Source organism: Rhodococcus sp. NPDC003383 (genome assembly GCF_053589115.1).
This window is the reverse complement of the sequence record NZ_JBSFRG010000040.1, coordinates 14,213-32,355: the sequence shown is the minus strand read 5'-3', so window position 1 is coordinate 32,355 and position 18,143 is coordinate 14,213. Positions and strand designations below refer to the sequence as shown.

18 protein-coding genes are annotated in these 18,143 nt (G+C 69.4%); 5 read left to right on the top strand and 13 right to left on the bottom strand.

The annotated features are described in order from the left end of the window. Window positions 1-14: 14 nt before the first annotated feature. The 4 genes from ACWDTS_RS25400 to ACWDTS_RS25385 form a co-directional block, all read right to left on the bottom strand. Window positions 15-143 (bottom strand): hypothetical protein, encoded by a 129-nt coding sequence (locus tag ACWDTS_RS25400; RefSeq protein ID WP_450119254.1) that lies wholly within the window; start codon window positions 141-143, stop codon window positions 15-17. Between the two features lie 192 nt (window positions 144-335). Continuing rightward, a complete protein-coding gene (locus ACWDTS_RS25395) occupies window positions 336-998 on the bottom strand; it encodes an IF2 family translation initiation factor (protein ID WP_450119253.1) in 663 nt (220 codons plus the stop codon). Between the two features lie 59 nt (window positions 999-1,057). Continuing rightward, window positions 1,058-1,624 carry a CsbD family protein gene (locus ACWDTS_RS25390; RefSeq protein ID WP_450119252.1) on the bottom strand — a complete coding sequence of 189 codons (567 nt, stop codon included), beginning with the start codon at window positions 1,622-1,624 and terminating at the stop codon, window positions 1,058-1,060. 533 nt (window positions 1,625-2,157) lie between these two features. Continuing rightward, a complete protein-coding gene (locus tag ACWDTS_RS25385) occupies window positions 2,158-2,607 on the bottom strand; it encodes a DUF5709 domain-containing protein (RefSeq protein WP_450119251.1) in 450 nt (149 codons plus the stop codon). A gap of 123 nt (window positions 2,608-2,730) precedes the next feature. On the opposite strand from ACWDTS_RS25385, the gene ACWDTS_RS25380 reads away from it, so the two are divergent. Continuing rightward, window positions 2,731-3,762 carry a DoxX family membrane protein gene (locus ACWDTS_RS25380; RefSeq protein ID WP_450119250.1) on the top strand — a complete coding sequence of 344 codons (1,032 nt, stop codon included), beginning with the start codon at window positions 2,731-2,733 and terminating at the stop codon, window positions 3,760-3,762. A 103-nt stretch (window positions 3,763-3,865) separates the two neighbouring features. After that, entirely contained in the window at window positions 3,866-6,205 is a 2,340-nt protein-coding gene (locus ACWDTS_RS25375; RefSeq protein WP_450119249.1) for a HelD family protein, read from the top strand. Window positions 6,206-6,245: 40 nt separating this feature from the next. On the opposite strand, the gene ACWDTS_RS25370 is transcribed toward ACWDTS_RS25375, so the two are convergent. Beyond that, window positions 6,246-6,500 carry a hypothetical protein gene (locus ACWDTS_RS25370; RefSeq protein ID WP_450119248.1) on the bottom strand — a complete coding sequence of 85 codons (255 nt, stop codon included), beginning with the start codon at window positions 6,498-6,500 and terminating at the stop codon, window positions 6,246-6,248. Between ACWDTS_RS25370 and ACWDTS_RS25365 the strand changes: the two genes are divergently transcribed. Beyond that, window positions 6,490-6,768: a DUF732 domain-containing protein gene (locus ACWDTS_RS25365; protein ID WP_450119247.1), complete on the top strand. Its 279-nt coding sequence runs from the start codon at window positions 6,490-6,492 to the stop codon at window positions 6,766-6,768. The two genes, ACWDTS_RS25370 and ACWDTS_RS25365, sit on opposite strands and share 11 nt — an antisense overlap. A 58-nt stretch (window positions 6,769-6,826) precedes the next feature. Here the strand turns inward: ACWDTS_RS25365 and ACWDTS_RS25360 are convergent, their stop codons facing one another. The 3 genes from ACWDTS_RS25360 to uvrB all read right to left on the bottom strand — a co-directional run bounded on the left by ACWDTS_RS25360 (window position 6,827) and on the right by uvrB (window position 10,480). Next, on the bottom strand, window positions 6,827-7,279 hold the full coding sequence (locus ACWDTS_RS25360; protein WP_197255598.1) for a universal stress protein: 453 nt from the start codon (window positions 7,277-7,279) through the stop codon (window positions 6,827-6,829). A gap of 163 nt (window positions 7,280-7,442) precedes the next feature. Continuing rightward, window positions 7,443-8,315: an SCO6745 family protein gene (locus ACWDTS_RS25355; protein WP_248676012.1), complete on the bottom strand. Its 873-nt coding sequence runs from the start codon at window positions 8,313-8,315 to the stop codon at window positions 7,443-7,445. An 11-nt stretch (window positions 8,316-8,326) separates the two neighbouring features. Then, window positions 8,327-10,480: an excinuclease ABC subunit UvrB gene (gene uvrB, locus ACWDTS_RS25350; RefSeq protein WP_450119246.1), complete on the bottom strand. Its 2,154-nt coding sequence runs from the start codon at window positions 10,478-10,480 to the stop codon at window positions 8,327-8,329. Window positions 10,481-10,562: 82 nt separating this feature from the next. Here uvrB and ACWDTS_RS25345 point away from each other — a divergent pair, with 82 nt between their 5' ends. After that, a complete protein-coding gene (locus ACWDTS_RS25345) occupies window positions 10,563-11,075 on the top strand; it encodes a DUF402 domain-containing protein (protein WP_197255594.1) in 513 nt (170 codons plus the stop codon). Window positions 11,076-11,096: 21 nt separating this feature from the next. Here the strand turns inward: ACWDTS_RS25345 and coaE are convergent, their stop codons facing one another. Further along, complete coding sequence (gene coaE, locus ACWDTS_RS25340; protein WP_450119245.1) at window positions 11,097-12,314, bottom strand: dephospho-CoA kinase; 1,218 nt, start codon at window positions 12,312-12,314, stop codon at window positions 11,097-11,099. Window positions 12,315-12,400: 86 nt separating this feature from the next. Further along, window positions 12,401-13,546: an LLM class flavin-dependent oxidoreductase gene (locus ACWDTS_RS25335; RefSeq protein WP_450119244.1), complete on the bottom strand. Its 1,146-nt coding sequence runs from the start codon at window positions 13,544-13,546 to the stop codon at window positions 12,401-12,403. Window positions 13,547-13,820: 274 nt separating this feature from the next. Here ACWDTS_RS25335 and ACWDTS_RS25330 point away from each other — a divergent pair, with 274 nt between their 5' ends. Next, window positions 13,821-14,033 carry a hypothetical protein gene (locus ACWDTS_RS25330; protein ID WP_197253336.1) on the top strand — a complete coding sequence of 71 codons (213 nt, stop codon included), beginning with the start codon at window positions 13,821-13,823 and terminating at the stop codon, window positions 14,031-14,033. 164 nt (window positions 14,034-14,197) lie between these two features. Here the strand turns inward: ACWDTS_RS25330 and rpsA are convergent, their stop codons facing one another. From rpsA to ACWDTS_RS25315, 3 genes are all read right to left on the bottom strand, one after another. Then, window positions 14,198-15,658, bottom strand: coding sequence for a 30S ribosomal protein S1 (gene rpsA, locus ACWDTS_RS25325; RefSeq protein ID WP_197253334.1), 1,461 nt, complete (start codon window positions 15,656-15,658; stop codon window positions 14,198-14,200). A 259-nt stretch (window positions 15,659-15,917) separates the two neighbouring features. Next, complete coding sequence (locus ACWDTS_RS25320) at window positions 15,918-16,556, bottom strand: DUF305 domain-containing protein (protein ID WP_248676008.1); 639 nt, start codon at window positions 16,554-16,556, stop codon at window positions 15,918-15,920. Beyond that, the gene (locus tag ACWDTS_RS25315) at window positions 16,553-18,118 is read right to left on the bottom strand and encodes an LVIVD repeat-containing protein (RefSeq protein ID WP_450111128.1); all 1,566 of its coding nucleotides are present in this window, start codon (window positions 18,116-18,118) and stop codon (window positions 16,553-16,555) included. Before ACWDTS_RS25315 ends, ACWDTS_RS25320 begins: the two co-directional genes overlap by 4 nt. Window positions 18,119-18,143 lie beyond the last annotated feature (25 nt).

Sequence of the window (18,143 nt, the reverse complement as noted above, 5' to 3'; positions counted from 1 at the left end):
CGGGTGGCCTGCCGTCACCGCGCGCCGCCGGCCGGTATGGCGGAACCACAGTCGAGGTCGTTCGCTGGGGTGGCGGTTTCGGGGGCGCGGTCGGTGATGATCGGCTCCGCCGGCGTCTCCCTCTGCGCGCCGAGCTTGTTCACGCGGTCCTGCCGGTACAACGCGGGCCGGTACTTGCGCGGCTGCGGCCCGGGGCTCGAGCGTCGCCTGCGGAAGCTGTTGATCCGCGGCTACTTCCGACGGACGAGACCCCGGTGCACAGGATGCACCGGGGTCTCGTCGGCTGTGCGCTGGGTCTACCGAGGCGCTTAGCACTCAGGGCTCTGCCGAAGCACTCAGGGATTCTTGTGCTCGATCTTCTCGTACTCGGCAACCTCGCCCGCATCGTGTGCGCGCTCCTCCGCCTCCTTCGCCTCGAGCTGCTTGGCGACCGCATCCTTGAGGGAGACCTTGACGGGCTCGACGGCCTCCTCCTCGGCCTTGCGGATGCGCTCTTCTTCCTTCTTCTTGGCCGTCTCGGCGGCCCGACGCTTCGCGGCGGCCTCCTGATCGGCCTTCGCGATCTCGGCGGCCTTCCTCTGCTCGGCTTCCTTCTCGGCCTGCTTCGCGCGTTCCTGCGCACGCTCTCGCGCCTGCTGGACTTCCTCCTCACGATCGCGCCGTGCGGCTTCCTGCTCGGCGGCGGCCCGCTCACGCATCCGACGGAGTTCGGCGTCCGCGGCCCGCTTCTCGGCCTCGGCCTGGGCATCGAGTTTCTCCGCGCGCTTCACAGCGTCGGCGTGTTCGGTGGCGCGCGCCCCGCGCATGGCGATCTCCTGGTCGTCGAGCACGCTGCCGACGATGCCGTCCAGCATGCCCAGCCCCCGCTCGTACATCAGGCGCGGCGGGGCGTCGGTGGGCAGGAAGAACCGCAACTGCTGTTCGATCAACCCGAGGGGGAACCGGGCGATCATGTACTGCAGTCGCAGGACGCTCTTGGGCACGGTGGTGAGGTTCATCGGCACATCTCCAACTTCGATGGGGGTACAGCTCCGGTAGGGAATGTCGGTGGTGTTCGTCAGCGATCCGGCCCGTCGGTCAGCGACCGATCGAGGGCTTCGGCCTTGCGGCGTTCCTCTTCGGCCTCTAGACGTGCGCGTTCGGCGTCGTGGGAGGCTCGACGGTGGTTCTCGTCGGCAGCTGCGACCTCCGCAGCGGCATCCGTGATCTGGGCGTTCTCCTCGCGGCGTGCCTGCTGCTCGGCAGCCGTGGCCTGGCGGGCTGCGTCGGACTGTGCCCGGACCACGTTCTCCTGGTATTCGAGTTCGGCGGCCTGCTTGCGGACCCGTGCCTCTCGCTCGGCCTGCGACTCCGCGGCCTCGGTCCGGTGCTGCACGGCCTCACGTTCCTGCCGTCCGGCTTCGCGCACGGCGTCGAGTTGTTCGACCGCCTCCTCGCTCTCGGCCTCTGCCATGTGGGAAAGGGTGTCGGCCTTCCTGGCCTGCCGGGCCTGTTCCTGGTCGAGGCGGCCTTCGGTGGTGAGGGAATCGTTGCCGGTCAGAGCTCCGGCGACCTCCTTCGCCTTGCCGACCACGGTCTGCTTCAACCCGAGGCGTGCCTTGTCGGATGCGCTGTCTTCGGCCACGCTGATCTCCTTCCGTACGGGACACGAAGTGGTCGGCCCCGCGGGGAGGAATAGCCCGGCGCGGTCGGCTTCAATCCTCGAGAAGCTCGAGAGGTGGATGTGCGCGCCGACGAGGTCGACGAGATCACCAGGACCTCGTCACCCAGGACCTCGCGATTCGTCTCGACCGAAGCCGCACCACCCGATACTGCGCGACGCATCAGCTTGTCCATGAGAGTGCGCAGCGCCTGGTCGACGAATACAGGACCGAGTGGCAGATCGTCTTTCCTCAGTCGCACCACCGCTACCCGGCCGCGGGCATATCCCGGCTCTCACACTGGCCGACAAGGACTTTCGAGTCTGCGCGAGGTCAGTAGCCGAGATCGTATTCAATTGGCCCCGTCCACCCTGGTACTCGACGCTGATGTCCGTCGTCCACGACGGGCGGAAGCTGAACACCTCGTGCTTGATGGTGACGTCTTACCGACCGTTTCGGAACGACTTCCGCGTGCAGGGTCCCGCAACCCACCGGTGGGAGTCCGGTTGGTACGAAATCACTCCTCTTCTTCGATGACGTGAACCGCGGCTTCCTCGGCCGACGCCGCTCCCCCGTCGATTCCGGCGTCCCCGGCCCACAGCTCGGATTCTTCGTCGCCGCCGAGTCCGTCGTCGTGGGCGACCAGTCGGCCGGCGCGTCGGTCACCGACCTCACCCATGTAGCGCTGCCCCGGTATCACCGCGTCGACGTCCGGTTCGGAGGTGTCGAACGCGGGGTCCGGTTCTTCGGCCGAGATCCGGTGCGCGAGGCTGCCGCCGTAGCGCACCTCGTCACCGGTCGTTCCCGTCGCGTTCATCGCCAGCGGTCGCTCGGGCGGTGAATAGCCCTCGTCGAGCATGTCGGCGACACCGCGGTCGTCGAGCGTGTCCGCGGGTTGAAGCTGATTGTCCTCGTCGACGCTGTACTCACCGCCGTACACGTCGTCGCGTGCGTCGTCGATGTTCATGAGTCCAACGATGCCCCTACGACCCCCTTCCTGCATACGGATCGGTACCGAATAGCCAGGGATACGCCCCACGATCCCGGGGTACACGTCAGGATTGAAAGGCAACCCACCACGGGAGGAAGCATGATCCTTCGCCGAATCGCCCGACCGATGCTCGCATCGATCTTCATCGCCGGGGGTGTCGACGCCCTCCGCAGTCCGTCGGGGAAGGCCGACGCGGCACAACCCGGCCTCGAACAGGCCCTGGCGATGCTGCCGAACTCGGTCACCGAGCGCATTCCCGACAATCCGGAAGTGCTCGTGCGAGTCAACGGTGCCGTGCAGGTCGGGGCCGGCGCGCTGCTCGCCGTCGGTAAGGCGCCCCGGATCGCGTCGCTGGTTCTGGCCGGCACGCTGGTACCCACCACGGTCGCGGGACACGACTTCTGGAACGTCGAGGATCCGGCCAAGCGAGCGATGCAACGCACGCAGTTCATCAAGAACGTCAGCCTGCTCGGTGGCCTGCTCATCGCCGCCGCCGACACCGAGGGCAAGCCGTCGCTGGGATGGCGGGGCCGGCGAGCCGCCCGGCACGCGCAAGAGAAGGTCGTCGCGGTGTTGCCGAGCCACCACGCCGAGAACAAGGACGCGCTCGGGGACGGTCTGCACGCGGTCGGCGAACGTGTCCGTGCGTTGACGGGCGATGCCGCCGAGCTCGCGGAAACCGCCCGTGACCAGGGAAGTCATCTCCTCGAAGTCGCGAAGGACCGCGCCCCCGTCATCGCGGAATCCGCGCGGGAACGCGGTTCCGGTCTCGCGGAGGTCGCCCGGGAGCGCGGCGCGGAACTGCTCGAGGTCGCCCGCGAGCGTGGGCCCGAACTCGCCGAGGTCGCCCGGGAACGCGGCACCGAACTCGCCGAACTCGCCCGCGAGCGCAGCGCCGAACTCGCCGAACTCGCCCGCGAGCGCAGCGCCGAACTCGCCGAACTCGCCCGCGAGCGCGGGCCCGAACTTGCGGAGACGGCGCGCGGCCGCGGCCTCCGGTGGTGGGAGACGGCGCGCGAACACGGAACGGAATGGGCGCACATCGCCGAGGAGCAGGCGCTCCTCCGGGCCCGGGAAGCCCGTGCGCTGGCCGAGGAGGCGCGCGAACGACGGCACCACCTGGCCGGCTGATCCCGGCTGATTCTGCACAGCGCCGCGGACGGCACTAGACTTCTCGGGCAATTCTGTCGACGCCCGCACGACGCGCCGACGCATCACGACCCGAGGAGAACCTTTGCCGTCCGACGGCCTGTCGCACCCTGATCACGAGCGTGAGCAGGCATACCTGTCGATGCTGTACGGGCATCTCGATTCGCTGCGCGAATACGCACAGACCCGGCTCGGTCGGGTGCTGCTCGAGACCGGCGGCACGCCGCAGGCGCGCAGCGAGCGCGAGTCGTTCACGCAGATGTACACCGAGGACCTCGCCAAGTACGACGCCGCCGAGCACGGGTTGTGCTTCGGCCGCATCGACGTGCGCAACGGCACCGACGGGTCCCATCCGGGTGACGTCGACGGGGGCAACTCCGACGGGCTCGACCACACCGAGGTCCGGTACATCGGCCGTCTCGGAATCCTCGACGAGGCCAACGACTTCGAGCCGCTGCTGCTGGACTGGCGGGCACCGCTGGCGCGGCCGTTCTATCTCGCGACCCCGGCGGCACCGGAAGGTGTGATCCGCCGCCGTCACATCCGCAGCCGCGGGCGCTCCGTGACGGCGCTGAACGACGAGTACCTCGATCTCGAGGTCGCGCAAGCGCACGGCACGACGACTCCGGCGGGCGGTGTCGCGGGCGAATCGGCGCTCCTCGCGGCGTTGAACGCGGCCCGTACCGGTCAGATGCACGACATCGTCGCCACGATCCAGTCCGAGCAGGACGCCATCATCCGGTCCGAACACAAGAGCGTCCTCGTCGTGCAGGGCGGCCCCGGGACCGGCAAGACCGCGGTCGCCCTGCACCGTGCGGCCTACCTGCTGTACACGTACCGCAAGCAGCTCGCGAAGGCGGGCGTGCTCATCATCGGCCCGAACTCGACGTTCCTCGACTACATCGGCCAGGTGCTGCCGTCGCTCGGCGAAACCGGCGTGCTGCTGTCCACGATCGGCGACCTGTACCCGGGTGTTCGTGCCGAGCTCGAGGACGACCTGGCCACCGGGCAGATCAAGGGTTCGCTCGACATGGTCGACGTGCTCAAGAAGGCGGTGCGGGACCGACAGGAGGTACCGACGAAACCGGTGCCGCTGATGTTCGACTCGTACCGCATCATGCTCGACCGCAAGACCGTCACCCGCGCGCGGGGCCGGGCCCGATCGTCGCGGCGACCGCACAACCTCGCCCGTCCGATCTTCGTCTCGGCGGTGATCGAGGCGCTCGCCGACCAGCTCGCGGAGCTGATCGGCACGAATCTGGTCGACGGTGGGAATCTGCTCAGCCGCGACGACATCGCCGACATCCGCTCGGAGATGCGCGCCGATCCGGACATCCTCGCGGCGATCGACGCGCTGTGGCCGCAGCTCACCCCGCAGCAGGTCCTCACGGATCTGCTCGCGTCCCGGGAGCGGCTCGCGTCGGCGGCGCCGGCGTTGACCGAGGAGCAGATCGAGCTGCTGCACCGGCCGCGGTCGGGTGGCCGGTTCAGCGCCGCCGACGCGCCCCTGCTCGACGAACTGGCCGAGTTGCTAGGGGTCGACGATGCCGCGGACCGGGAACGGGCCGCGCGGCGGTGGCGGCGGCAGATCGCCGACGCCCAGGGTGCGCTGGACATTCTCACCGGATCGGCACCGCAGGATCTCGAGGACGACCTCGACCCCGAGCTGCTGATGGCCTACGACCTGATCGACGCCACCCAGCTCGCCGAGCGGCAGGATCTGCGCCGGCACGAGACCACCGCCGAGCGCGCCGCCGGGGACCGCACCTGGACCTACGGTCACGTGATCGTCGACGAGGCGCAGGAACTGTCGGCGATGGCGTGGCGAATGTTGATGCGGCGCATCCCGAATCGGTGGATGACCGTGGTCGGCGACACCGCGCAGACCGGCGATCCGGCGGGCAGTTCGTCGTGGCAGCGGATCCTCGAACCGTATGTGGCGAACCGGTGGCGGAAGGCGGAGCTGACCGTCAACTACCGCACCCCGGCGGAGATCATGCAGGTGGCGCACTCGGTTCTCGCTGCAATCGACCCCGAGCAGGTGCCCCCGCGGTCGGTGCGCGAGTCGGGTTTCGCGCCGTGGGCACGGCACGTCGACGCCGACGATCTCGCGGAGGCGGTACAGCAGACGCTCGCCGCGCAGGACGGCCCGGGCCTGACCGCGGTGATCGTGCCGCATCGGCTGGCGACCGAGTGGGCGCATCTCGAGGGGCCGTCGGTCCGGGTGGCGACGGTCCGGGACGTCAAGGGCCTCGAGTTCGACGAGGTGCTACTCGTCGAACCCGGCGACATCCTCGACGAGTCGCCGCGCGGCCTCAACGACCTCTACGTCGCGCTGACCCGTGCGACGCAGCGATTGGGCGTGCTGCACACGTCGGCGCTGCCGGAGGTGCTGGACGGACTGCACGAACCTGCCGAATGCTGATAGCCGCGCCCGCGCAGGATCCGCCGCCGAGGTTTCGAGATCATTTCGCGACCCCGGCACGGTAGGTTGCGAGCGGACCGGCGGGGGATGCGTAAGGAGGCGCGGTGGTTGGCAACGCGAGGTGGTACGGGCCGCGGCGCGGCGCGTCCCGCCGTGTCCGGGTGCTGCTGCTGACCCCGACGCTGCTGATGGCCGCCGCCTCCGCGAGTGCGGTGGCGTGTTCGTCGGCGACCGCGTCGGACAGCGCCGCGGAATCGTCGATACCGGTGGCAGCCTCGTCGTCCGTGTCGGTCACGGCCGCACCGCCGTTGCTCGACGAGCGGGGTGAGCGCCTGAAGGAGGCGCTGGGCGAGGCGGGTCTGGCGTCCGGGCTCACGGACGGGACGGTGCTGGCGGTCGCGCGGGGGTTGTGCGATCAGGTGGCGGCGGGTCTCCCCGAGGAGCGGATCCTCGACACGGTCCGGCCGATCGCGACGTATGCGGCTTCGGTGTCCGGAACGGCGTTGTCCGGCGACGACGCGGCACGGCGGTTCGTGGAGACCACGGTGGGTAGCTACTGCTGACCACCCGCACGCGTGCCACCGCCCGCCCCGGACGATCCGGAGCGGGCGGGAGCGCAGGTCAGCGGACGGTGTGGACGATCAGGACGTCGGAAGTCGACTTGCGGGCGACATCCGAGGGAACCGAGCCGAGGAGACGGCCGGTGATGGTGTTCAGGCCGCGGTTGCCGATGACGATCAGGTCGGCTTCGAGTTCCTCGACGAGGGCGAGCAGCGACTCGACGGGCGCTCCCACGACGGCGCGTTCGACGACGTTCTTGGCGCCGGCGACGATGGCCTTCTCGCGTGCGGTGCGCAGGATCTCGTTGCTCGGCGCGGATCCGGTGACCTGGTACGCGTCGGCGCCGAGCACGTCGGCGGCGTGGGCGGTGTCCTTGGGATCGGCCGGGTAGTAGGCGCACGCGATGACGAGGCGGGCTTCGGAGTCCCCGGCGAGAGCGGCTGCCTTCTCCACGGCCCGGTACGACGACTCGGATCCGTCGGTTCCGACGACAATGGTCCGGTAGGCGCTCATTCAATCCTCCATCGATACGGGTAATCGGTTCCGGTCGAGGTGATCTTGATAAGAGTCCCCCGACTGCGTCGACAGTAACCGGCCGATCGGTACGGATGGTGTGTTTGGGGCAGATGCCACACCTGCCGCGGTCTGCGCCGGGAACCACTCACAGCGGTTGATGTTACCGCGCGTCACCGTAACGTGGACCGAACAGCGTGGCGGGGAAGAGCCCCGAGTCGGTGATCGTGTCGCGCCACGGCAGCGCCAGGTCGAGGAGCCGCTCGACATCCGATTCGCCGAGCGCCGCCCACGGTGCCGCCGCGAGGTCGTCGGTCAGGTCTTCGACGAGCTCGCGAACCTCGAAGCCGTCCCCGGTCAGCTCACCGCGCCGGTCGAGAAGTCCCCGTGCGCGCAGTTCGGATGCGGTACCCGCCCATTCGTCCTCGGTCCAGCCGCGGCGGCGACGCGCGTACTCCTCACTGAACCCGATCCCGCTGGCGGTGTGGGTGATCAGCGCCTCGAGGCCGTTGAGCCCCGCGGTCTGCAGGGCCGCCACGTGGCCGTCGCCGCGGTACTCGCGCAGCAGGGTGAGGGCGTGCCACAGCACCAGGTGCGGGGCGTCGGGCCACGGCAGGTCCGCGTGCGCGGCGTACAGCGGCCGACCGTCCGGTCCGGGGATCGCCCGGGCCGCGGTTGCGGCGAGTTCCGCGGCCTCCGCCATCTCCGCCGACGCGATCACGTCGGCGCCGAGCAGTCGGCGCAGCGCGGCATCGACACCGGCGACCCGGGCGGCCGCGACGTCCCGAGGGGCGGCGTCCTGCCAGGCCGCCGGGATCACGGACGCCACCAGCCGGGGACTGAAGTTGTAGAAGACGGCGGTGACGACCCCGGCGCCGACCGCGCCGAGCGCCGCGGACCGGGACGCGAAGTAGCGGACGCGTCCGGACGCGAGTCCGACGGCGCCGAGCGCCTCGTCGACCTCGGGTGCGAAGTAGACGAACGAGTGCAGCAGTTCGAGGGAGCGGGCGGCGCGGCCGGCGGCGTGGGAATCCATGAGCGGTAACGCTACTGGAGCCCGGCCGCGTCCATCCCGCGGAGTTCCTTCTTCAGATCCGCGATCTCGTCGCGCAGCCGGGCGGCGAGTTCGAACTGCAGGTCGCGGGCGGCCTGCATCATCTGGTCGGTGAGCTGCTGCACCAGGTCCGCGAGTTCGGCGCGCGGCATGGCCTTCACATTCTCGCCCTCGTACACGCCGGAACTGACCGCGCGGCCGGCTTCGCCCTGGGCGCGCCGGCCCCGGGAGGCGTTGCGTCCGGATCCCGCGACCTCGACGGAGTCGTCGGCCTCCTCGTACACCTGGTCGAGGATGTCGGCGATCTTCTTGCGCAGCGGCTGCGGATCGATGCCGTGTTCGGCGTTGTAGGCGATCTGCTTCTCGCGGCGCCGTTCGGTCTCCTCGATGGCCCGCGCCATCGAATCGGTGACCTTGTCGGCGTACATGTGAACCTCGCCGGAGACGTTGCGGGCGGCACGGCCGATCGTCTGAATGAGGCTGGTGGTGCTGCGCAGGAAGCCTTCCTTGTCGGCGTCGAGGATCGCCACCAGCGACACCTCGGGCAGGTCGAGACCCTCGCGCAGCAGGTTGATGCCGATGAGCACGTCGTACTCGCCGAGGCGCAGCTGGCGCAGCAGTTCGACGCGGCGCAGGGTGTCGATGTCCGAGTGCAGGTACCGGACCCGGATGCCGAGCTCGAGCAGGTAGTCGGTGAGGTCCTCGGCCATCTTCTTCGTCAGCGTGGTGACGAGGACACGTTCGTCGCGGTCGGCGCGTTCCCGGATCTCGTGGACCAGGTCGTCGATCTGCCCCTTGGTCGGTTTGACGACCACCTTCGGGTCGACCAGACCCGTGGGCCGGATGACCTGCTCGACGAACTCGCCGCCGGCCTGCCCCAGCTCGTAGGGTCCCGGGGTCGCGGACAGATAGACGGTCTGGCCGACGCGCTGGGTGAACTCTTCCCAGGTCAGGGGCCGGTTGTCGACGGCGGACGGCAACCGGAACCCGAATTCGACGAGGTTGCGTTTGCGCGACATGTCGCCCTCGTACATCGCCCCGATCTGCGGCACGGTGACGTGCGATTCGTCGATGACGAGCAGGAAGTCCTCGGGGAAGTAGTCGAGGAGGGTCGCGGGCGCGGAACCGGCGGCGCGGCCGTCGATGTGCCGCGAGTAGTTCTCGATGCCCGAGCAGAAGCCGACCTGCCGGATCATCTCGATGTCGTACTGGGTGCGCATCCGCAGCCGCTGCGCCTCGAGCAGTTTGCCGCGGTTCTCGAGATCGGCGAGGCGCCCCTCGAGTTCGGCTTCGATGTCGCGGACCGCGCGTTCCATCCGTTCGGGACCGGCCACGTAGTGGGTGGCCGGGAAGATCCGCAGGGAGTCGACCTTGCGGATGACGTCCCCGGTGAGCGGGTGCAGGTAGTAGAGCGCGTCGATCTCGTCGCCGAAGAACTCGATGCGCACGGCGAGTTCCTCGTAGGCGGGGATGATGTCGACGGTGTCGCCCTTGACCCGGAACGAGCCGCGGGTGAAGGCGAGGTCGTTGCGGTCGTACTGCACGTCGACGAGCAGTCGCAGGAGCGCGTCGCGCGGCACCTCGACCCCGACCTCGAGCTGGATCGAGCGGTCCAGATAGGACTGCGGGGTACCGAGGCCGTAGATGCAGGACACCGACGCGACCACCACGACGTCCCGGCGGGACAGCAGCGCCGAGGTCGCGGAGTGCCGCAGTCGTTCCACGTCGTCGTTGATCGACGAGTCCTTCTCGATGTAGGTGTCGGTCTGCGCGATGTACGCCTCGGGCTGGTAGTAGTCGTAGTACGACACGAAGTACTCGACGGCGTTGTGCGGCAACATTTCCCGCAGTTCGTTGGCGAGCTGCGCGGCGAGGGTCTTGTTCGGCGCCATCACCAGGGTGGGCCGCTGGACCCGTTCGATCAGCCACGCGGTGGTCGCCGACTTGCCGGTGCCGGTGGCGCCGAGCAGGACCACGTCCTTCTCCCCCGCCTTCAGCCGCCGCTCGAGTTCGTCGATGGCGGCCGGCTGGTCGCCTGCCGGCTGGTGGTCGCTGACCACCTCGAACCGGGCCGCGGTCCGTTCGATCTCGCCGACGGGCCGGAACTCGGAGTGCGCGACGACCGGATGCTCACTTGCGAACGCCATGCAGACCAGGGTAGGCGGTGCCACCGACACCGTCGGGTTTCGATACCCGGACATCCGGAGCACGGGCGGTAGCGTTCTCCCCATGTCCGCCGCGAAGCTGCACCACGTGAAGACCGAGACGTTCGATGTCGACGCCCGCACCAACACCGACCCGAAGGGTTTCGTGCGTCCGGTCGACGAGTATCGGGTCGAACCGTGGGGCCTGTACATGGCACGGCCGGCGGATCATCCGGAGTTCGGCTATCTCGAATCGTGGCTGCTGCCCGAGCCGGGGCTGCGCGTGTCGATCTTCCACTTCCGCCCCGGGTCCGAACGCGACCAGGACCGGTACATCGACGTGGGCGATTTCTGGGCCGAGGGATCGGTGTGGCATTCCCGCGATCACTATCTGGACCTGGTGGTGCGGACGGGCCGGGGCACCACCGTCGAGGACGTCGACGAGTTGTTCGCCGGGGTCGCGGCGGGCCTGCTCGAGCCCGAGGACGCCGAGCGCGCCGTGCACATCGCGCTCGCCGCGGTGGACGGCATCGCCGCGCACGGCTACGACCTCGACGCCTGGCTCGCCTCGCGCGGGATGCCGCTCACCTGGCGGTGACCCCGACTGCCGCCCCGGGTCCTACGCGGTCCAGCCGGTGGCCTCGGCCCACTCCCACGCCCGGTGGTAGGCGCGATCGAACCAGGGTGCCTTCGCCTCGTCGTACGCCGCTTCCGCCGCGACCGGATCGGACTGCCCGGCAGCGGCCTGCGCGGCGGCACGCTTGACGTCCGCATACTCGGCGGCGACCTCCGGATCGGCGCGCAGCCAGTCCCGCAGGAGCAGCGCGAACTGCTGGCCGGGCCACCCGTCGACCCGCACGTGGACGTGCACGGGCCGGCCGGGGTCGGCGCCGCCGTGCAGGCGCATCGCCCACACCCCAGGATCGGTCTCGCCGCCGGCACCGTAGGCCGGCTTCGGGTCTTCCTGTTCGACCTGGGCGATGCGCGGGAACCCGGCCGCGGCGAGCGGTTCGGCCAGGCGGTCCGCGGCGGCGAGATCGGGCACGGTGATCTGCAGGTCGAGCACGTCGACCGCGTCGAGGCCGGGGACCGCGGTCGAACCGATGTGGTCGATGCGTACGGCGGCACCCGAGGCGACGAGGGCCAACCGCGCGATCAGGCGCTGGGCCTGCTGCGGCCAGTCCTCGCGGGACGCGGTCAGCTCCGGGCCGACCCGCACCGGGGTGCGGGTGCGCAGATTCCGCTCGAACGGGACCAGCCGTTCGGTCCACAGCGCCCGGACGGCCTTGATCAGCGTGGCCGGGTCGCCGTTGTTGTCGAGCCACACGTCCGCAACGGCACGGCGCTCGTCGTCACTGGCCTGCGCCGCGATGCGGGCCCGGGCGTCCGCCTCCGGCATGCCGCGCAGCTCGACGAGCCGGCGGATCCGCTCGTCCTCGTCGGTGTGCACGATGACGACGAGGTTGAACATCGCCGCCATGTCGCCCTCGACCAGAAGCGGAATGTCTTGCACCACAATTCCGTCCGCGGGAGCCGCGGCGACGAGTTCGGCGGTGCGCTGCCCCACCCGCGGGTGGGTGATGGCGTTGAGGACCGCGCGCGCCTCGTCGCTGGCGAAGGCCTTGGCCGCCAGGGCCGGACGGTCGAGCGATCCGTCGGGCAGGAGGATGTCGTCACCGAAGGCGTCGACGAGTTCGGCGAGCCCGTCGGTTCCGGGTGCGACGATCTCCCGGGCGATGGCGTCGGCGTCGACGAGCACCGCCCCCAGCGCGACGAGTTCCTTCGACACGGTCGATTTGCCGGCACCGATTCCACCGGTCAAGCCCAATCTCAGCACGCCGACAGTCTCGCATCATCGTGGTGGTCCCGGAAATTCGACCGGGCGAAAGTTACGGCGTCACCGCCGAGACGCTGGGTCCCGGTTCATCGGCCACCCGCCTCGCCGGAGACCGTCGGGTCGAGCCGGGCCGGGGCCACGCTGCGATGCGGCGAGTCCGGGCCCTGCGCCACCAGCGAGCGGTGCGTGGGCGGATCGGAGGGCACGTGCGCGGGCCGTCGGCGCTCGAATTCGGTGCGTAGCACCGGCACGACCTCCCGGCCGAGGATCTCGATCTGTTCGAGGACGACGTCGAGCGGCAGGCCCGCGTGGTCCATCAGGAACAACTGGCGCTGGTAGTCGCCCGCGTAGTCGGCGAAACCGAGGGTGCGTTCGATGACCTGTTCCGGGGTGCCGACGGTCAGCGGGGTCGTCGCGGAGAAGTCCTCGAGCGACGGTCCGTGCCCGTAGACGGGCGCGTTGTCGAAGTACGGCCGGAATCGGCGGACGGCCTCCTTCTCGGTGGTGTCCATGAACACCTGGCCGCCGAGGCCGACGATGGCCTGATCGGACGCGCCGTGGCCGTACTGCTCGAATCGGGTGCGGTACAGGGTGATCATCTGCTGGATGTGTTCCCGGTTCCAGAAGATGTTGTTGTGGAAGAAGCCGTCGCCGTAGAACGCGGCCTGCTCGGCGATTTCCGGGGAGCGGATCGAGCCGTGCCACACGAACGGCGGGGTGTCGTCGAGCGGGGCCGGGGTGGAGGTGTACCCGCGCAGCGGGGTGCGGAACTGTCCTTCCCAGTCGACGATGCGTTCGCGCCAGAGCCGGCGCAGCAGATGGTAGTTCTCGATCGCGAGCGGAATGCCCTGCCGGATGTCCTTGCCGAACCAGGGATAGACCGGGCCGGTGTTGCCGCGGCCCAGCATCAGGTCGACGCGGCCGTCGGCCAGGTGCTGCAGCATCGCGAAGTCCTCGGCGATCTTGACCGGGTCGTTCGTGGTGATGAGGGTCGTCGCGGTGGACAGTTTCAGCCTCGTGGTGTTCGCGGCGATCCAGCCGAGCATCGTGGTCGGTGAGGACGGCACGAACGGCGGGTTGTGGTGCTCGCCGGTCGCGAAGACGTCGAGTCCGACCTCCTCGGCAGCGAGGGCGATCTTCGTCATCGCGGTGATGCGTTCGTGTGCGGTCGGCGTGCGGCCCGTGATGGGATCGCGGGTCACGTCGCCGATGGTGAAGATGCCGAACTGCACTGCCGTACCTCCGTCATGTATTTGAACAGTCAACTACTTGAACGGGGTGGCGCCTCGCAGGTATTCCCCGGCGCGGCCGAGCACGCCGTCCCCGGGTCGCCCTACCGGCGAATCACACTGCGATCACAACGCGATCACAGCGAGGTCGCAACTCGGTGCCTGAGCGAAACACGCCCTCCGACCTGCGGCGGAATGCCGGGCTCCGGTCGATGCGTCGGTTATCGTCGTTGCGAACCGTCCGACCACGGATCCCCGACCCCCGAGAAGGCAGGCTATGCAATCGTCTCAACCGCTGCCCGGTCGGCATCGCCTCGGCATGGAGAACGGCGTGCACTGCATCCTCATCCCCGAGGTGGCCGCTGCTCTCGCCGCGCACCGTCGCAACTGGTTCACCATGCTGCTGACGAACGCCCGGCACAGTCAGGCCGCGATGCGCAAACGCGCCGCGGCGCTGCCCACCCAGTGGGCCACCCCCGCCGTCAACTGAAGTCGGCCTCCGCACACACGACGCCGCGGCCCGCAGCCCTCGTACGAGAAGCTGCGGGCCGCGGCGTTTTCCGGCTGCGCCCGGGCAATCGCCGGAACACACACCCCGGGAACGCGGACGGCCCCGCACCGAAATCGGTGCGGGGCCGTTCGACGAACCGGATGTCAGGCGTTGCCCGACAGCTTCTCGCGAAGCGCAGCGAGCTGCGCGTCGCTCGCCAGCGAACCACCGGCCGGCTCCGACGCGCTCTCGGCGCCGGACTCGGACGAGTAGTTGGTGCCGGAGACGCCGGCCTCGGCCTCGGCGGCCTCGTCGGCAGCCATCTTCTCGATCTGCGCGGTGTGCATCTTGTGACGACGCTCGGCCTCCGCGTAGCGGGACTCCCACTCCTCACGCTGCTTCTCGAAGCCCTCGAGCCATTCGTTGGTCTCGGGATCGAAGCCCTCGGGGAAGATGTAGTTGCCCTGCTCGTCGTAGCTGTCGGCCATGCCGTACTTCGACGGATCGAACTCGGCGGTGTAGTCCTCGTTGGCCTGCTTCAGCGACAGCGAGATGCGGCGACGCTCCAGGTCGATGTCGATGACCTTGACCATCGCGTCGTCGCCGACGGACACGACCTGGTCCGGGACCTCCACGTGGCGCTCGGCCAGCTCGGAGATGTGGACCAGACCCTCGATGCCCTCCTCGACGCGGACGAACGCGCCGAACGGAACGAGCTTGGTGACCTTGCCCGGAACGATCTGGCCGATCGCGTGGGTGCGGGCGAACTGACGCCACGGGTCTTCCTGGGTGGCCTTGAGCGACAGGGAGACGCGCTCGCGGTCCAGGTCGACGTCGAGAACCTCGACGGTGACCTCGTTGCCGACCTCGACGACCTCGGACGGGTGGTCGATGTGCTTCCAGGACAGCTCGGAGACGTGCACGAGGCCGTCGACACCGCCGAGATCGACGAACGCGCCGAAGTTGACGATGGAGGACACGAAGCCCTTGCGGACCTGGCCCTTCTGGAGCTGGTGCAGGAACTCGCTGCGGACCTCGGACTGGGTCTGCTCGAGCCATGCGCGGCGCGACAGAACGACGTTGTTGCGGTTCTTGTCGAGCTCGATGATCTTGGCCTCGATCTCCTTGCCGACGTACGGCTGGAGGTCGCGGACGCGACGCATCTCGACGAGCGAGGCGGGCAGGAAGCCGCGCAGGCCGATGTCGAGGATCAGGCCGCCCTTGACGACCTCGATGACGGTGCCCTTGACGGCCTCGTCCTTCTCCTTGAGCTCCTCGATCGTGCCCCAGGCGCGCTCGTACTGCGCACGCTTCTTGGACAGGATCAGGCGGCCTTCCTTGTCCTCCTTGGTGAGGACCAGGGCCTCGACCTCATCGCCCACCGAAACGACCTCGTTGGGGTCGACATCGTGCTTGATGGAGAGCTCGCGGGACGGGATAACGCCTTCGGTCTTGTAGCCGATGTCGAGCAGCACCTCGTCGCGGTCGACCTTGACGATGGTGCCTTCGACGATGTCGCCATCGTTGAAGTACTTGATCGTGGCGTCGATGGCGGCGAGGAAATCCTCGGCAGAGCCGATGTCGTTGACGGCTACCTGCGGCGAGGTGACGGTGGTGGAGGCCATGTGTTGAGTTGCTCCGGACGGGTTGATAGTCGGTTGGTCAATGTTCGGTCGGACAGACGGATCGCACACCGTGGTGAACGACACGAGATTCCGCCACGAATACCCGCCGATCGAGCCGTGAAGATCGAACAGCGGACACTCGCGTGGTCAAGGCTACGCGCACGGGCGCTACACCGGCAAACCCGGCCGCCGGTAACGTGGTCAGGATCGGGCCGCGGCACCGCGTGCCGCCGCGCCGGGAGTCGCTTTCCAGCTGCGGTCAGCCCAGTGGGGCGGCCGCCCGCTGCTCGAGCATGAGCGTCATCAACCCCGCCTCCTTGCTCTGTTCCTGCATCGCGCCGCGCGCGAACAGCGCGACCGCGCCGCCGGTGAGCCGGCCGTCGGCGGCCCGGGCCATGGCCACGGCCCCGGCGTGGTGACGCTGCATCAACTGCAGGAACAGCACCTCGGCGTCCCGGCCGCGCGCCGCGGACAGGGCGTCGAGTTCGTCGAGCGTCGCCATCCCCGGCATCGGTCTCTCGGCCGGCCCGGCCGCGGTTGCGTGGGCGTGGTCGCCGTCGTGCCACTGCATCGGATGCGGGTTGGTGGGCGGGGCCTGGGCGAGTTCCAGCCAGCCGAGCAGCATGCCGAGCTCGTAGCGCTGGGTCAGCTCGATCCTGCGTGCCAGCGTCGCCACCGCCGGGTCGACGTCCGGGGACAGCCGCGCGGTCATCTGCAGCCCCTGCTGGTGGTGGGCGGCCATGTCCTGGACGAAGCCGATCTCGACGGGTCCGAGCACCGGGGCCGCCGGCGCGGGCGCTTCGGGGATCACCAGCGGCCGCAGCGCCGCCCCGATCACCAGCAGGAACACCGCCATCGACACCGCCGCGAGTCCGCGCAGCGCGGTTGCTGCGTTCACGACCCGATCGTGGACTGCTGGTTCGCGGGCGGGGTGTAGACGTCCTCGCTCAGACGCAGTGTCAGGAACCCGTTGTCCGAGCAGCCGACCCACAGGTCGTTGCCGCGCCATTCCGGTGGCGACAGGCACCAGTCGGCGGACAGGTCGCCGCCGACGACCATGCCGCTGCGGCTCGACTGCGCCTGGGAAAGGTCGAACTGCCCGCCGATCACGGCCTGCAGCACCGCGGGGGCGCTGAGCACCGGGACTCCGATCAGCGACGCCCACGCGTGCGACGAGTTCGGGCGGTCGAGGTTGCGGCCGGTCATCGCCGGCGGGTTGTAGTACGCGATCTCGTGCACGTCGAACGGGTCGCGGACGTCGAACACGCGGATGCCCGACGAGATCCAGCCGCACGCCAGCGCGGTCGGGTTCGCGGGACGGTCGGCCGCGCAGTAGTGCGATTCGTACGCGAACGCCGAGCCGCCCATCCCGGAGGCGACCTGGCTGTCGATGTGCTCCGGCAGGTTGATCTCGAGCTTGATCGAGTGCACGATCCGCGGGTTCGCGTCGTCGGCGACGTCGATGAGCTTGACCCCGCCGGATCCGGCCTCGTCGACGGTGAACAGGTAGGGGTGGCCGTCGTAGGTGACCGGGATGCTGTGCTGGGTGGCCCAGCCGTCCGTCCACGCCATCTTGGCCAGCTGAACCACCTGCGGATTCGGGTCCCGGCGCTGCACGGCGGCGGTGTCGAGGACGGTGAGGCCACCGAAGTTGTTCGACAGGTACAGGCGGTTGCCGTCGGGGCTGATGCCGAATCCGTGGCCGGACAGCCCGATCCAGCCCTGCCAGATCACCCGCGGGGTCGTCGGGTCGGTCAGATTCACGGCGCTGAGCACCCCCTCGGTGCCGGAGGACCAGTAGGTCCGTCCGTCCGGTGAGAAGCCGCCCTCGTGCGCGGTGATCGGCAGCGGCATCTGCAGGTCGGTGCCCGGTCCCGGATTGAGCAAACGTGGATGCGCGCAGTCGGAGATGTCGTACACCGACATCAGCCCGCCCCCGAAGTTCAGCGGAACACCGGTGCCCACCAGCAGCTTCCGGCCGGGATGGACTTTGAGGCTCTCCCAGGTTCCGGCGAGCATCGCCGGTTCGGTGAGGGTGGTGGTGGGCACCGGGTTCGCCGGGTCCGACACGTCGAGAACCTGCACACCGGTCGCCGGACCGGCGAGGCTGGTGGGAAAGATGCTGCCCAGGTAGGCGCAGTGGTCATAGCTCGCGGACACGATGCCGGCGCCCGCGCCGGGGAAGGCGCCGATCCGGGTGATGTTGCAGGTATAGCCCTGCGTGCTGCGTCCGTTGTCGCGGTCGGCGGCGGGCACGTCGCCTTGGAGGCCGGTTTCCGGCCGGGAGTCCGGACCGCAGTCGGCGCGGGTGGCCGCGGTCGCCCCCACCGCGCCGACCTGCTGGACGATTCCGGAGGTGTCCGGCGCGGGCGGGCCGGCGGCGGCGACTCCGGCCGGCAGTGCGAATGCCAGCACCAGCGCGCAGAACAGACGGCGACGGACGGTACTTCCTCGAGCCACGATCGAATCCCCCCATCCGGGATCG